The organism is Acinetobacter sp. ANC 4654 (genome assembly GCF_002135425.1).
GTDB lineage: Bacteria > Pseudomonadota > Gammaproteobacteria > Pseudomonadales > Moraxellaceae > Acinetobacter > Acinetobacter kyonggiensis.
Genome location: NZ_NEGL01000001.1, coordinates 72651 through 89288, shown reverse-complemented (window position 1 = coordinate 89288; position 16638 = coordinate 72651). Strand labels below are relative to the sequence as shown.

Annotated in this window: 10 protein-coding genes; 6 read left to right on the top strand and 4 right to left on the bottom strand. The window is 39.5% G+C overall.

Annotation, left to right across the window (positions count from 1 at the left end):
- Positions 1 to 175 precede the first annotated feature (175 nt).
- Complete coding sequence (gene putA / locus B9T24_RS00435; protein ID WP_086164002.1) at positions 176 to 3931, bottom strand: trifunctional transcriptional regulator/proline dehydrogenase/L-glutamate gamma-semialdehyde dehydrogenase; 3756 nt, start codon at positions 3929 to 3931, stop codon at positions 176 to 178.
- Positions 3932 to 4050: 119 nt separating this feature from the next.
- Between putA and B9T24_RS00430 the strand changes: the two genes are divergently transcribed.
- On the top strand, positions 4051 to 4542 hold the full coding sequence (locus tag B9T24_RS00430; RefSeq protein WP_086164001.1) for an Lrp/AsnC ligand binding domain-containing protein: 492 nt from the start codon (positions 4051 to 4053) through the stop codon (positions 4540 to 4542).
- A 48-nt stretch (positions 4543 to 4590) separates the two neighbouring features.
- Here B9T24_RS00430 and putP read toward each other — a convergent pair whose 3' ends face one another.
- Positions 4591 to 6102 carry a sodium/proline symporter PutP gene (gene putP, locus B9T24_RS00425; protein WP_086164000.1) on the bottom strand — a complete coding sequence of 504 codons (1512 nt, stop codon included), beginning with the start codon at positions 6100 to 6102 and terminating at the stop codon, positions 4591 to 4593.
- 451 nt (positions 6103 to 6553) lie between these two features.
- Here putP and aspA point away from each other — a divergent pair, with 451 nt between their 5' ends.
- The 5 genes from aspA (at position 6554) to B9T24_RS00400 (ending at position 14330) form a co-directional block, all read left to right on the top strand.
- Positions 6554 to 8002: an aspartate ammonia-lyase gene (gene aspA / locus B9T24_RS00420; RefSeq protein WP_086163999.1), complete on the top strand. Its 1449-nt coding sequence runs from the start codon at positions 6554 to 6556 to the stop codon at positions 8000 to 8002.
- A gap of 179 nt (positions 8003 to 8181) precedes the next feature.
- A complete protein-coding gene (locus B9T24_RS00415; RefSeq protein WP_086163998.1) occupies positions 8182 to 8535 on the top strand; it encodes a hypothetical protein in 354 nt (117 codons plus the stop codon).
- A gap of 144 nt (positions 8536 to 8679) precedes the next feature.
- Positions 8680 to 12138 (top strand): transcription-repair coupling factor, encoded by a 3459-nt coding sequence (gene mfd / locus B9T24_RS00410; protein WP_086163997.1) that lies wholly within the window; start codon positions 8680 to 8682, stop codon positions 12136 to 12138.
- A 233-nt stretch (positions 12139 to 12371) separates the two neighbouring features.
- Positions 12372 to 12806 carry an HIT domain-containing protein gene (locus tag B9T24_RS00405; protein ID WP_086163996.1) on the top strand — a complete coding sequence of 145 codons (435 nt, stop codon included), beginning with the start codon at positions 12372 to 12374 and terminating at the stop codon, positions 12804 to 12806.
- A 63-nt stretch (positions 12807 to 12869) separates the two neighbouring features.
- On the top strand, positions 12870 to 14330 hold the full coding sequence (locus B9T24_RS00400) for an adenylate/guanylate cyclase domain-containing protein (protein ID WP_086163995.1): 1461 nt from the start codon (positions 12870 to 12872) through the stop codon (positions 14328 to 14330).
- Positions 14331 to 14405: 75 nt separating this feature from the next.
- Here the strand turns inward: B9T24_RS00400 and fdx are convergent, their stop codons facing one another.
- Both fdx and hscA read right to left on the bottom strand, forming a co-directional pair.
- Positions 14406 to 14744: an ISC system 2Fe-2S type ferredoxin gene (gene fdx / locus B9T24_RS00395; protein WP_074944718.1), complete on the bottom strand. Its 339-nt coding sequence runs from the start codon at positions 14742 to 14744 to the stop codon at positions 14406 to 14408.
- Positions 14745 to 14757: 13 nt separating this feature from the next.
- Positions 14758 to 16620 (bottom strand): Fe-S protein assembly chaperone HscA, encoded by a 1863-nt coding sequence (hscA, locus tag B9T24_RS00390; protein ID WP_086163994.1) that lies wholly within the window; start codon positions 16618 to 16620, stop codon positions 14758 to 14760.
- Positions 16621 to 16638 lie beyond the last annotated feature (18 nt).

The following is a 16638-nucleotide window of genomic DNA, read 5'->3' as shown; positions in this document are numbered from 1 at the left end:
TGATCTTATTTATTGCCGTTAAAAGTGCTTTTGCAATAGGTGTATCAAAATCAGCTTAGTGATGATGGATTATTTATAAAAAAATAGCCAAGTCAACAGGATTAGGGAGTCGTTGACTTGGCTGAAAAGGAAAAAGATATTTTGTTATAGGGGGGCTAAATGTTTATTTTTAGCTTTACGTTAGTGTCATTAAACTGGCATTTCCTCCTGCTGCCGCAGTATTAATACTAATGGCACGCTCAATGACTAGACGTTCAACAGGAATCTCTTGTTCAGCAGGTTGCAAGTGTGTGATTCCCACAATTGCGCCTTGACGCTGTGCAATCGTGTTTTGTAACTCAAGCAATTGTGCTGTCGTACCGTGATGGAGTACCGCATCAAAATTACCCGTTGCAATGCTTTGAATAATTTTGAATTGTTGTGCTACTACCTTTGGCATAGAAGACATGTGTTTCAGAGCAAATATATTGTCTGCTAAAACCGCAGCTTTGCTGCCCACGGCAAAAATTGCATTGAGTTGAGTCAATTGATCCTGTTCTTGTTCAGCAAGCGACAATACGCAGTGACGTGCAACAATCGTATATTGGTTGCTTTCTCCTGTAGGGCCATTTAATTCATAGACCTGACCAGAAGCAAGTGCAGGCAATTGAGGCAACTTAACTTGTGTGAACTGTTGTTTAACCCAAGCACTGAATTGCTCATACACCACATTTTGTGGAGCTTGCTGTAACACTTTGCCTGTCGCAAATGGTGTGCTTAATTGTTTAGCACTACATTCTTGCATTAAGCGATAGAGGTATAATGGACCACCCGCTTTAGGGCCAGTACCTGATAAACCTTCACCACCAAATGGTTGAACGCCTACAACAGCACCAACGATGTTGCGGTTGATATACAAATTACCCACTTCAGAATGGCTAATCACAGTTTGAATTGTTTCATCAATACGTGTGTGAAGACCCATGGTTAAGCCGTAACCTTTCGCGTTGATTTGATCTACTACAGCTTTTACATTACCTTGAGGGTAACGGATTACGTGTAATACAGGACCAAAGACTTCACGTTCAAGATCATTTAAGTTTGGTAATTCAATCAACGTAGGTGGAATGAATGTACCTTGAGTCAGGTTTACATCTGCATTGTCGTTATGCATGAATTGATGAACGGCATATCCTTTGGCACGCATTTTTTCAATGTGGTTTTGGATATTGGTTTTTGCTTCTACATCAATTACAGGACCAATGTCAGTTTTTAATAATGCAGGATTGCCTACATTCAGCTGTTGCATTGCACCTTTTAGCATATGAATAACGCTCTCGGCATTATCTTCTTGTACGCAAAGAATACGTAAGGCAGAACAACGTTGACCAGCACTGTCATAAGCCGAGCTGACAACATCTAAAACTACTTGTTCGGTTAATGCAGATGAATCGACAATCATCGCATTTTGACCACCCGTTTCTGCAATTAAGGAAATAGGTTGACCAGATGTGCTTAGGCGTTTAGCGACTGTTTTCTGAAGAATTTTTGCGACTTCAGTTGAACCTGTAAACATAATCCCTTGGATACGAGAGTCGGCACTTAATTGTGCACCCACAGTTTCACCACGACCCGGAATTAACTGTACAACAGCTTCTGGAACACCCGCTTCCCAAAGCATTTGAATTGCAAGGGCAGCAATAAGCGGAGTTTGCTCAGCAGGTTTTGCAATAACGGCGTTACCCGCAACCAATGCTGCTGAAATTTGACCGCTAAAAATAGCCAGTGGGAAGTTCCATGGGCTAATACACAATACTGTACCTAATGACTCAATGTGTGCAGTTGTTGGTAAGTTAATGCCTTGAGCAGCGTAATAACGTAAAAAATCAACTGCTTCACGCACTTCAGCAATCGCATTGGCATAGGTTTTACCACTTTCACGACATAGCAAGACCATAAGCTCTTGGATACGGCTTTCCATAAGGTCGGCAGCACGATTTAGGCATGCAGCACGTTCATTTTTTGGTGTATTTGTCCAAGCTGCTTGTGCATTTATAGCGTTGGTCAAGGCTTGATTGACCTGTTCAGCTGAAGCTTCTTTTACTGTACCTACGACATTGTTGTGTTGAGCAGGATTGTTTACCGTAAGTTCCGTAGCAGCCGTAATGTCAGCTAAGTCTGGACCCATTGGCTGAGCAGTCCATTGCTGTTGCAATAAATTTTGTACTGTTGTGTCTAAGTTAATCAGGTCACTGTCATTTGCTAAATCTACACCTAATGAGTTTGGACGTAATGCACCATATAAATTCTGTGGTAACGGAATCGCAGGGTGTTTTAAGCCAACAGATTGTTCTTGCTTCGCAGATGTTAGAATCGTTTCGCGTGGATCTTCGATTAAATCTTGAATTTGTAGGGTTTTATCAGCAATACGGTTTACGAATGATGTATTGGCACCATTTTCTAATAAACGACGGACTAAGTAAGCCAATAAAGTTTCATGAGTACCTACTGGTGCGTAAATACGGCAAGGAATATCCAATTTTTTTTCAGACTTTGGACCGACCACTTGTTCATAAAGTGGCTCACCCATACCATGTAAGCATTGGAATTCATATTGACCTACATAATATTTCTCAGGGTTTGCCAATTGATAAATTGTGGCAACAGTCTGAGCATTATGTGTCGCAAATTGTGGGTAAATTTGATCTGGTGCAGCCAACAGCTTTTTCGCACATGTAATATATGACAAGTCTGTATGCACTTTACGTGTAAATACAGGGTAGTCACTCATACCTTCAATTTGTGCTTTCTTGATTTCGCTGTCCCAGTATGCGCCTTTTACTAGACGAATCATCAGGCGTTTTTGGCTACGTTTTGCTAAATCAACGACATAGTCGACCACGTAGAAACAGCGTTTTTGGTAGGCCTGAATGACAAAACCAATGCCTTTCCAATCAGCAAGTGTCGGTTCAAAACAGAGGCGCTCTAGAAGTTCTAAAGAAATTTCTAAACGCTCAGATTCTTCAGCATCAATGTTTAGCCCAATGTTATAGCCTTTAGCCAAGCGCGCTAACTCAAGTACTTTGCCATAAAGTTCGTTGTGAACACGTTCTACTTGAGAACGTTGGTAACGTGGGTGTAAAGCAGAAAGTTTGATGGAGATACCAGGGCCGTTGTAAACGTCTTTGTCTTTTGATGCTTTACCAATGGCATGAATGGCATCGCTATAATCTTGATAATAACGTTCAGCATCATGTTCAGTCAGTGCTGCTTCACCCAGCATGTCGTATGAATAGCGGAAACCTTTGTCTTCTAGGCGTTCTGCATTGCCTAAAGCTTCTTTGATGGTTTCGCCAGTAACAAACTGTTCACCCATCATACGCATAGCGGCGTCAACAGCTTTACGGATTACACCGCGACCACTCCGTGCTAATAAGCCAGTCAATAAGCTTGATAAGCTGGTTTGCTTTGGTGTTTCCATCAGCATACCTGTTAACATCAAGCCCCAAGCTGCGGCATTGACAAACATCAGGTTACTTTGACCGAGGTGTTCTTTCCAGTTGCCTTGATTAATTTTGTCACGAATGAGCAAGTCACGCGTTGCACTATCTGGAATCCGCAGCAAGGCTTCAGCCAAGCACATCAGTGCAATACCTTCTTGCGAAGATAAAGAGAACTCTTGCAATAAGCCTTGTACAATACCTGCTTTACCTGAAGAGCTTTTGCGCTCACGTAAAGTATGTGCAAGGTTAAAAGCTAAATCTTGAATACGCGTATTTAATTCATCTGGAATTTTGCTATGCTCAAGTAGATTCTCAACACATTCGGATTCGGCACGACGCCAAGCAGTGTTTATCTCTGATTCATAAGCACTTTTTTCTTTGAAAAGCGTAATATATTCGTAGTGAGGTTTTGCCTCATCATGAAGGGGAGAGGTTTCTATTGTATTCATGCCAACGTCCTGTACCGAGCAAATTTTTTGTTGAGTGAAATGCCTTACATAATTTATGATTACAGAAATAAGACCGAATAACTCACTATAATCTTTGTTCATTTTAGAGAATAATTCAGATGACAAGCCCCATTTTTACATTGGACAGAACGGATATCAAAATTTTAGATATTCTGCAAAATGATGGTCGAATTTCAAATATAAAACTGGCTGAAGCGGTTAATTTATCAGCGACTGCTGCTTTGGCACGGGTGCAAAAATTGACGAAAGATGGCTTTGTTTTGGGTTATGAAGCAAAGCTAAATCCTGAAATGCTGAATGCCAGTTTTGTGGTTTTTGTGGAAATTTTATTGGATAAAACCACACCGAATGTTTTGGAGGAATTTTCTGATGCCGTGATGCAATATCCAGAAATTGTGGAATGTCATATGATTAGTGGCGGCTTTGATTTTGTGGTGAAAATTCGCTGTGCCAATATGGAAGAGTTCCGCAGAATTTCGGGGCAGGTATTGTGGCGACTTCCGGGGGTAAAAGAAACCCGAAGTTATCCAGTCATGGAAGTCATAAAAGAAAGTTCTAAATTAAATCTTAAAATCAAAAAACAAAGATAAAAAATAAAGGGGCGATAAGCCCCTTTATTTATACGACAGTGAAGCCCATTATTTGCTCTTCAAGGAAGCCATTTCTCGTTTGTAAATAGCATCTGCTTGTTCAAAACGCTCAACTACATCTTTTTCAGGTGCTTTGCCAAGAAGGCTCACAACAACGATACTGATGAATGACAAGATAAAGCCCGGAATAATTTCATATAGTCCAGTACTCGCCATAGTGTTTTTCCACAAAATAACGGTTACAGCACCGACAAGAATTCCGACAATCGCGCCGTTTAAAGTCATACGCTTCCAGAACAAAGATAAGATGATGAGTGGGCCAAATGCAGCACCGAAACCTGCCCATGCATAGGAGACTAAACCTAAAACCTTACTGTTCGGATTACTTGCAATCATAATTGCCAAGATTGCAATACATGCAACCATTAAACGACCAATCCAAACTAATTCTTTTTGAGACGCGTTTTTACGGATAAATCCTTTGTACAAGTCTTCAGTTAAAGTACTAGAACAGACTAGAAGTTGACAGCTTAACGTACTCATTACTGCTGCAAGAATTGCCGCAAGAATAATACCTGCCACCCATGGATTGAATAAAAGTTTAGTCAATTCTATGAAGATAGTTTCAGGGTTTTGAGAAATAGTTAATGCAAACTCAGGGTGTTGCTGGAAGTATGCAATCCCAATGAAGCCAGCAGCAACCGCGCCACCAAGACATAAGATCATCCATGTCATACCAATGCGACGTGCGGCAGGAATTGTCTTAACGGAGTCTGCTGCCATAAAGCGCACAAGGATATGTGGTTGACCAAAATAGCCTAAACCCCATGCCATTGAAGATAAAATTGCAACAGTACTTAAACCCTCAAGCATGTTCATCGCTTGTGGGCGAGCAGCCTCAAGCAATAAGCCAAATTGTTGGTTATGATCATCAATTGCTAAATAAGTGATGACTGGGGTCAGCAACAAAGCAAAGATCATTAAGCCTGCTTGGAATGTATCTGTCCAACTGATTGCAAGGAAGCCACCGATACAAACATAAGAGATTGTAGCAATTGCACCAATCCAAAGTGCAGTGGTGTAATCCCATCCGAAAAGGCTTTCGAATAAACGTGCACCAGCAACCATGCCTGAAGCACAATAAATGGCAAAAAAGATTAAAATAACAAATGCAGAAATAATACGTAGCACACGTTTCTTATCACCAAAACGACCAGTGAAATAATCTGGTAATGTTAGTGCATTATTTTGAATTTCGGTATGAACACGTAAACGTCCAGCTACCAAAAGCCAGTTTAACCATGCGCCAATAATGAGACCAATGGCAATCCATGCCTCAGATAAGCCCGAAAGATAAATCGCTCCTGGTAAGCCCATAAGCAACCAGCCGCTCATGTCAGAAGCACCTGCAGAAAGTGCTGTCACTACGCTTCCAAGACTACGTCCACCGAGAATGTAATCTGAGAAATCCGTTGTAGCCTTGTAGGCATATAAGCCAATACCGACCATTGCGACAATGTAAAAAATAAAGGTGATTAATGTGGGGTTCACTTGACTCATATGCCCATCCTTTGTCCTGAAATCATCAATCCGAGATGATTTTTTGAGCTGCAATAGCGAGGAGCTGATTCAATCATAAAATCAAAATTACTTACTGTTACATTTCTAGCGTAATTATAGTGATTTTATGTAGCGAAATGTATTTTTAGATACAATTGGAGAAAAGATTATAAAATGAAAAGATGATAAACATGATGCTAAATGCCATTCCTCTTTTGGGCATATTTAATTAATGTAAATTTAGAATCAGTCTAAAAAGATTTCTGAGTTTCATTTTTAATGAGAAAAATTGAATATAACCAACAATATTACAAGTTGTTACAGTCGCTACAAAGTGGATGTACTTGAGTATTGCTCAATAGATATCTTTTTACTGTATTCAAAATAAAGCAAAGGTTTAGGGTTTCTTATATTGCACAATTCTAGTGCATAAAATGTGAGTATATTTAAAGTGTCTACGGTTCAACTCGATCATACAAGAATAGAGCGTGATTTATTAGGAGCGAAAGAAGTTCCAGCAGCATGCTATTACGGTATTCATACTTTACGTGCTTTAGAGAATTTTCAAATCTCTAATCAAAAAGTAGGAACTCATCATCATTTTATTCGTGCGCTGGCGCAAGTCAAAAAGGCTTCAGCACAAACCAATTTCAAATTTACCAAAATTTCTGAACAAGTGAGCCAAGCCATACAGTTTGCGTGTAATGAATTAATCGAGTTTCCAGAGAAATGGAGTGCTGCTTTTCCCCTAGATGTTTATCAAGGGGGTGCAGGAACATCAATTAATATGAACAGCAATGAAGTGTTGGCGAATATTGCTTTAGAACATTTAGGTTTTCAGAAAGGTCAATATGAACATATTCATCCCAATGATCATGTGAATAAATCGCAATCGACCAATGATGTCTATCCGACGGCTTTACGTTTAGCGACCTATTATAGTTTGGATGATCTGTTAAGTCAGATCCAAAAATTGATTGATACATTACATATAAAGGTTGCAGAATTTCAGTTTGTTTTAAAAATGGGGCGAACTCAATTACAAGATGCCGTTCCAATGACACTGGGGCAAGAGTTTCGTGCTTTTGCGACCTTATTAAAAGAAGATATCCGTTTGATTCAGCGTACACGTGAGCTTTTATTAGAAGTGAATTTAGGTGCGACAGCCATTGGCACAGGCATAAATACACCGAAGGGCTATGCGTATGAAGCCGTTCAAGCTTTAAATAAAATTACTGGCTTGAATTTAATTGGCGCAGAAGACTATGTTGAAGCGACCAGTGACTGTGGCGTATTTATTATTTTATCCAGTACGCTGAAACGCCTTGCAGTTAAACTTTCAAAAATCTGTAATGACTTACGCCTATTAAGTTCTGGCCCACGTACGGGTTTAGCTGAAATACGTTTACCTGAATTACAAGCAGGTTCATCTATTATGCCTGCAAAAATTAATCCAGTGATTCCTGAAGTGGTCAACCAAATTGCATATCGAGTGATTGGTAATGATTTAACGGTAACACTGGCTGCGGAAGCAGGGCAATTACAGTTAAATGTCATGGAACCTGTCATCGCTATTGCAATTAATGAGTCAATTGAATTACTCACACAAGCGGTTAAAAGCTTAGATGATAAATGTATTCAAGGTATTCAAGCCAACGAACAAGTCTGTTATGACGCAGTCATGCGTAGTGTGGGCATTGTCACTTTATTGGATCCTATTTTAGGTCATGCTAAGTGTGATGAAATTGGTAAGCAATGTATTGCTGAAAATAAAACCATTCAACAAGTGGTTTTAGAGCAAGAGTTACTGACTCAAGAGCAGCTAGATGAAATCTTCTCATTTAGTAATTTGGTTTCAGAAGTTACAGCAGTACATGAGTCATTAGCACAGGTAAGCTAAGTTTCGGATGCAAAATCTAATTCTGTGAGTAGCCACTGAACTTAAATAGCGACTAAATAGCTATTTAAGTAGTGATAAAGGGTAGTGACTTAAGTTGCTGCCCTTTTTGATGAAAAATAGTCGTGTACAGACAGCAGCTCAGGTTAAAATAGGTTGAATTTTTAATATTTGTAATGCTTATGTTGAATAAACTCGCTGGATTGTTTAAAAGTTCAAAAGAATCTGCTGAACAACTGTTTTTAAAAGAACAGCATATCCAGTTTGATCAAGTGCAGGGCTATATCGTCGATGGTATTGTGGTCAATCAACTTTCAGAACGCTTAGCTTATTTTTCAAATCGGAAATTAAGTCATTTTGACGATTTAAAAAAACTGTATTTCACTGCCATAATTATTAATGAAAAAATTGATCTTGAAATTGCCAATCAACGCTTTGTAGCACGTTTAGGCAATACTGAAGAAAATTTATTGCAGCTGAAGCAGATTGTTAAAAAGTTAAATGACTATTATCGAATTTTTTTGCGCGAAAAATAATGAAAAAATAGGCTTTGAGTCAATGAGATCTTAAACTTCTAAAAGGATTTGGGTTAAAAATTGCGTCGCATATAAAAATAACTCAACCGAAAAATTACACATGCTAATATATTGCTTATGTGATTTAGACCAAAAGCTATATACATGTTCCAACAAGAAATTTCCCAACTGAATCTGCAACAATTAAAAGCAGGCGAGAAACGCTGGGTCGGTAATTTACAAGGCTCATCTGCATCTTTGTTGTTCAAAGAAATTGCGACGCAAAGTAAGCAATTATTTATTGTTGTTGCCAAAAATAATCAGCACTTAGGGCAGTTGGAAAGTGAATTAGAGTTTTATGGCATAAAACCGACTATTTTCCCAGACTGGGAAATTTTACCGTATGACCGTTTATCGCCACATCAAGATATTGTGTCAGAACGGCTGTTAATTTTATCGAATATGCCACAATCGGGTGTGTTGCTTTTGTCTGCATCGACCTTAGTGCAACGGGTCGCACCAACGTCGTGGGTGTTGGGTGAGCATTTTGATATTAAAGTCGGTCAAAAATTTGAATTAGAACAACAAAAACTTCGCTTGGTGCAAGCGGGCTATCATTTGGTCGATACCGTTTATGATCATGGTGAATTTGCTGTACGCGGTAGCATTATGGACATCTATGCGTCTGGGCAAAGTGCGCCTATCCGAATAGATTTATTTGATGATGAAATTGAGAGTTTAAAGTTTTTTGATCCTGAAACACAAAGAACGACGCAAAACTTAACCCAGTTTTCAGTATTACCTGCCAAAGAGTTTCCACTTAAAGAAGGGCGTGCGACTTTCCGCGATCGTTATGCAGAAAGTTTTCCGACTGCAAATCCAAAGAAAAATCCAGTTTATCAAGATGTTTTAGAGGGTATTGCATCTCCCGGGCTTGAGTTTTATTTCCCTTTATTCTTTAGTAAACAAGCCATGGCAACACAAAGTACGCTTATGGCGTACTTACCAAAGAATGGCATTGTCATTACAGATAAGTATTTAGATGAAGGATTAAGCAGCTTCTGGCAGGATGTCATGCGACGTTATGAAGATCGTCGTCATAATGTTGATCATCCTATTTTATCGCCAGAGGAGATTTTCTTACCACCAAATCAGGTCTTAGAACAACTCAACCACTTTGCCAGAGTGATTGCTTCATCAGAAGAATTTGTAGAAAAAACAGGTGTTCTGAATCTGAACACTGAATTGCCTCCACGGTTGCCTGTTGATCCAAAACAAGAAAAACCTTTTTCAGCGGTTAAAAAGTATATTGATGCTGCCAATCATCCCGTACTTTTGGTTGCTGAAAGTGCTGGTCGCCGTGAAACTTTAAAAGATGCTTTAAGACCAACGCTTGGGGATATCCCCAATGTGGAAAATTTTGCTGACTTTAGAGCATCATTACATGCCATTGCCATTACCAGTGCACCACTGGATCGTGGTTTAGTGATTCCTGATCACCTCACGGTAATTTCTGAAAATCAGCTGTATGAACATCGTGTAGTACAACGCCGTCGTAAACGTCAGCAAGAAGTATCCGAAGAGTTTCTCATCCGTAGTTTAACGGAGCTGAGTATTGGCGCGCCTGTGGTACATATTGATTATGGCGTGGGGCGTTATGCAGGTTTGGTCACCTTAAGTATTGATGATCAAGACCATGAATTTTTACAGCTTGATTATGCTGATGCGGCTAAAGTTTATGTTCCTGTCACCAATTTACATCTGATTAGTCGTTATAGTGGTGGCGATCCTGATTTAGCACCTTTACATAAATTAGGCACCGATACTTGGAATAAAGCAAAGCGTAAAGCCTTAGAACAAATACATGATGTCGCGGCTGAGCTGTTACATATTCAAGCGCGTCGTCAAGCTAAACCCGGTTTTGCTTTTGAACTTGAACAAAGTCCCTATATGCAATTCGCCAGTGGTTTTGCCTATGAAGAAACCTTAGATCAAGCCAATGCCATTGATGCAACATTACATGATATGCAACTGGCCAAACCCATGGATCGCCTTGTCTGTGGTGATGTCGGTTTTGGTAAAACAGAAGTGGCTATGCGGGCTGCATTTTTAGCGGTACAAAACAATAAACAAGTGGCAGTTTTAGTGCCGACCACTTTGCTTGCGCAGCAACATTACGAATCGTTTAAAGACCGTTTTGCAGATTGGCCAATTCGGATTGAAGTGTTATCCCGTTTTGGTTCCAACAAATCACATGTGAAAACAACTGAAGATTTGGCTGACGGTAAAGTTGATATTGTGATTGGAACACACAAAATTTTGCAGGAAAGTATTCAATTTAAAAACTTAGGTTTAATGATTGTCGATGAGGAACATCGCTTTGGTGTGCGTGACAAAGAGCGTATTAAAGCCATGCGTGCAGATGTCGATATGCTTACACTGACTGCAACGCCAATTCCGCGTACCTTAAATATGGCATTTAGTGGGATGCGTGATTTGTCTATTATTGCCACGCCACCCGCGCGTCGTTTGGCAGTAAAAACCTTTGTGCAAGAACATAGCAGTGAATCGATTAAGGAAGCCGTTCTGCGTGAATTACTTCGTGGCGGTCAGGTTTATTTTTTACATAATGAAGTCGATACTATTGAGCGTGCCGCAGAAAGTATTCGTCAATTGGTGCCAGAAGCACGTGTAGCCGTGGCACATGGACAAATGCGTGAACGTGAGTTAGAGCAGGTCATGCAGCAGTTCTATCACAAAGAATATAATGTTTTAGTGTGCTCAACCATTATTGAAACAGGGATTGATGTTCCAAATGCCAATACCATTTTAATTGAACGTGCGGATAAATTGGGTCTGGCACAATTGCATCAATTGCGTGGTCGTGTCGGTCGTTCACATCATCAAGCCTATGCTTACTTGCTTGTGCCTTCGATTAAAGGCTTAAAAGGGGATGCAGAAAAACGTCTGGATGCTATTCAGCGTGCATCAAATTTAGGTGCAGGCTTTATGCTTGCTACGGAAGATTTGGAAATTCGTGGTGCAGGTGAACTGTTGGGTGAGCAACAAAGTGGTTCAATGCAGGCCATAGGCTATAGTTTGTATATGGAAATGCTGGAGAAGGCGACGAAAGCCATCAAAAAAGGTAAAACGCCAAACTTTGATGCGCCACTTTCTTTAACCGCTGAGATTAATCTGCATATGCCAGCATTGATTCCAGATGATTATCTGGGCGATGTACACCAACGCTTGTTATTTTATAAACGTATTAGTAATACCGATAGCCAAGATAAGCTTGATAACATCCGCATGGAATTGATTGATCGTTTTGGTGTGCCACCACAACCAGTGAAGCAATTATTTGCTGTGCATCAGATTCGTTTGAAAGCAGAACAGTTGGGAATGACCAAAGTCGATATCAGTTCGCATGGCGGTTATATTGAATTTTCTCCCGATACTCCAGTACAAGCCATCAGCATTATTCAAATGATGCAAAAACATCCGACTTTTTTCCGTATGGATGGTGGGCAACGTTTAAAAGTGATGGTGATGTTGGAAGATTATCAAAAAAGAATTCAATTTATTTCTGATTTGTTGGTCAGTTTATTAAAAGAAATTCACTAAAGAGAATGTGAGTGCGTAAATATTACGCACTCATATTTAAAATTGACCATAATTTCAAAAAATCGTGCAAGAAATGCTTGATTTTTTAAAGAAATTTACTACATTCGTAGGAGCTAAGGTGCTCAATATAAATAGTGGTTTATTTGTAATGAAACACATTGCATAGAATATTCACGTCTCATTGGATGTGATAGTATTAGCCATCATTCTAATTTTGCATAATTTATAAAGATATGTTTAGTTTGCATCCACAACTTGCTCAAGATACTTTTTTTGTAGGCGACTTTCCACTGTCAACATGTCGTTTAATGAATGATATGCAATTTCCGTGGCTCATATTAATTCCGCGTGTACCGGGTATTACTGAGTTATATGAATTAAGTCAGGCCGATCAAGAACAATTCCTACGTGAATCTAGCTGGTTATCAAGCCAACTGGCACGTGTATTCCGTGCAGACAAAATGAATGTTGCAGCTTTAGGCAATATGGTGCCACAGTTGCATTTTCATCATGTCGTGCGTTACCAAAATGATGTCGCTTGGCCAAAACCAGTTTGGGGGACACCTGCGGTTCCTTATACCAATGAAGTCCTTGCGCATATGCGTCAAACTTTAATGCTCGCACTTCGTGGTCAAGGTGATATGCCATTTGATTGGCGTATGGACTAATTCATAACCATTTAAAACCATAAAGGAATATATGGTGTGAATACTCGGACTAGGAGTGCTTGAGTGCCGTTAGACGACTGGATTAGAAAAGAGCCTAGACAATTTGAATATTTCCATCGCTTGATGGGATATGTGATGTTGTCTTTGCTCATGATTGTCTATCACTACACTTCATCCGATACCAAATATCAGATTTATGTTCCTTTATTCTTACTGTTTACTTTACTGATTACACCCAAGTTATCGAATTGGCTGCTATACCGTTATAATTCCAAAATAAAACGCAGTGTCTTATTTATTATCGATATTGTTATTATTTCAGTTCTTTTGTCGGCTATTCATTTAAATCTGGTTCTGACTTTTCTTTCATTTTTTGCAATTTTATATACTGCAATCAGTAATAAAATTTCATTCCTTATGGTGTCACTGGCAAGTTTAATTGGCATTGCCATTTTTTATTTGTGCAATATTTTTATTTTTGGTTTTGGTGAGTATTTTGAGCAAACCACTGGGGAGTTAACTGTCCTTGGTTTTATTTGCTTAATTACTTATTTTGGCGTAGGCAGTTTTTACCAGCGTAGTCAAATTCAGCATATTACCGATCGTAAAGCTTATTATTATGAGCAAATGAATCGTTATATGGAGTTTGCAAACCAACTTAGCCGTTATGCACCGGTCCAATTGTGGCAATCGATTATGAAAGGTGAGTCTGAAGCCAAAATTGAATATAAACGAAAAAAAATGACCATTTTCTTTTCAGATATTCAAGGATTTACCGAGCTTTCTGAAACACTTATTCCAGATGACTTGGCATTTTTACTCAATGACTATCTCAGCCATATGACTGAAATTGCAAAGCAATATGAAGCAACTGTCGATAAATTTATGGGCGATGCCATTTTAATTTTCTTTGGTGATCCTATTTCTCAAGGTGTTGAACAAGATGCAAAAACTTGTTTAGACATGGCGATTGATATGCGTCAGCAAATGAAATTACTAAGAGAAAGATGGATTAAAATGGGTTATCCCGCTTTGCATATTCGTATGGGAATTAGTACAGGTTATTGCCACGTGGGGAATTATGGTGCAGCTCATCGTATGGCGTATACCATTGTTGGGCGTGATGCAAATTTGGCCGCGCGTTTACAAAGTGCTGCTGCGGTGGATGAAATTTTAATTTCTGATGAAACCTATAATTTAATTAAAAATGACTATTTGTGTGCGCCTAAAGCACCGATTACCCTCAAAGGTATTCAAGGGCCAGTAAATACTTGGCAGGTGATGGAAAAATATACTTCACGTAAATCGGATTATCAGCGATGGTTTGATTATGAGTATAAGGGTTTTCATTTATTGTTGAATTTGGATGAAGTTCAAAATTATGAATATCCAGAACTGCTTAATGTTTTAGAAAAAATGATTAAGCGCATACAAAAACAGCAAAAAATGACCAATTCTCAAGGCATTGTAAAATTGAATTTAGAGGATGAAGTGATAGAAGAAAAAGATCAACAATATCACTAAAATCATGTGTGTTGTGCTGCATTTAGATAGAAAAAACCACGCTATAGCGTGGTTTTTTATTGCCTATCAAATCAATTAATGATTTTCAGAAGCATGGTTGATTGTATATTTAGGTATTTCAATTTCTAAGTCTTCATCGACCAGTTTCACTTGGCAAGATAAACGAGAATCAGGTTCTAAGCCCCAAGCACGATCAAGCAAGTCTGCTTCAACATCATTCATTTCATCTAAGCTGTCAAAGCCTTTACGTACTACAACATGACATGTTGTGCATGCAGCAGACATATCGCAAGCGTGTTCAATTTTAATGCCATTTTTCAATAAGCTTTCGCAAAGATTAGCATTTTGTTCAACTTCAAACTCAGCACCATTCGGGCAAATTTGCGCATGTGGAAGAACTTTAATACGTGGCATGATTTTTACCTATTTATTTGTGTGAGTTTGACCAGTCATCGAGTTGAGTGCCTTTAAGTGCGGAATCAATATGTTGATTCATGCGTGCTGCAGCAAAAGCATCACTATGTATTTTAAGTTGTTGTACAGCTTCTTCAATAGCTTCGATGTTGGTTGTCGATAATTGCTGTTCGAGTTCAACTTTTGTTTGCTCTAAAGCTACCAATTGTTCAGCACTCAGTAAGTTTGCATCAACTTTTAAGGCTTGTGTAAGTGCTTCCAATTCACGCTGTGCTTCAACTTTGGTTTCTTGTAAATGGCGAAGATTCTTATCTTCTTCAGCAAATTTAAAACCATCAATCAATAAGCGCTCAGTATCAGAATCGGATAAACCATAAGACGGTTTAATGTCAATTTGTGCATGCACACCAGATGTTGTTTCTTTAGCGGAAACGGTGAGTAAACCATCGGCATCGACTTGGAAGGTGACTTCAATGCGTGCTTGACCCGCAGTCATCGGTGGAATGCCATGTAAGACAAAACGACCTAAGCTACGACAGTGCTCAACCAGATCGCGTTCACCTTGTACCACATGAATCAACATCGCAGTTTGACCATCTTGATAGGTGGTAAACTCTTGGCGACGTGCGACTGGAATAGCGGTGTTGCGTGAAATCAGGCGCTCAACCAAGCCGCCCATGGTCTCTAAACCCAAAGAGAGCGGGGTAACATCAAGCAGTAATGAACCATCTTTACTGTTACCAATCAATTGGTCTGCGGTAATGGCTGCGCCAATAGCGACCACTTCATCAGGATTAATTGTGCACAGTGGTTCTTGATTAAATACGTCACGAACTGCTTTTTGTACCGCATAAGAGCGAGTAGAACCGCCCACTAAAACCACATTTTGAATGTCATTTAGTTCAAGTTTGGCATCACGCATTACACGTTTACAGACACTAATGGTTTTGTCTAAAGCAACTTTAATAATGTCTTCAAATGTTGCACGATCTAAAGTTAAAACTTGATCTAAGGCATGAAGCTCTACCGACTCGGCATCCGTTAATGCTTCTTTGGCCTTGCGTGCAGCAACGATAAGATGCACATGTTCTGAATTATCTAAAGTTTCAATATTGAGTTGTTTTTTAGCCCATTTAACAATTAAACGGTCTAAATCATCGCCACCCAGTGCAGTATGACCACCTGTTGCGAGAACTTCGAACACACCTTGGGTAAAACGCAAGATAGAAACGTCAAAAGTACCACCACCTAAATCATAGATGACATAGTTACGATCAGAAGCTAAGTTACTTTCTTGGTCTAGACCATAAGCGACCGCAGCAGCAGTAGGCTCATTGAGTAAGCGTAAAACGTTTAAACCTGCCAATTGAGCCGCATCACGTGTTGCTTGGCGTTGGGCTTCATCAAAATAAGCAGGAACAGTAATCACTGCACCATTAATTGGGTTTTGTAGACTTGATTCTGCACGTTCTTTTAAGTGTTTTAATATTTCAGCTGAAATTTCAACAGGTGTTTTACGTCCGTGATTGGTTTCAAAAGCTGGCATCTGGTGGTCTTCACCCACCAGTGTATATGGGTGTTGAAATTTAATATCCGCTTTTGAGCGGCCCATAAAGCGCTTAACAGAAACGATGGTATTTTGGGGGTCACTGATCATGAACGCTTTTGCTTCATCACCATATTGAGTTGCTTGATCCGCATAGTGCACAATCGATGGGAGTAACACGCGACCTTGTTCATCGTTAAGAACTTTGGCTTTGCCTGATAGAACCGTAGCCACTAAAGAGTGCGTAGTACCTAAGTCGATACCAATAGCAATACGGTGTTCATGGGGCGCACTTGATTGACCAGGTTCTGCAATTTGCAAGAGAGCCATTGTGTTACATCCTTTGAA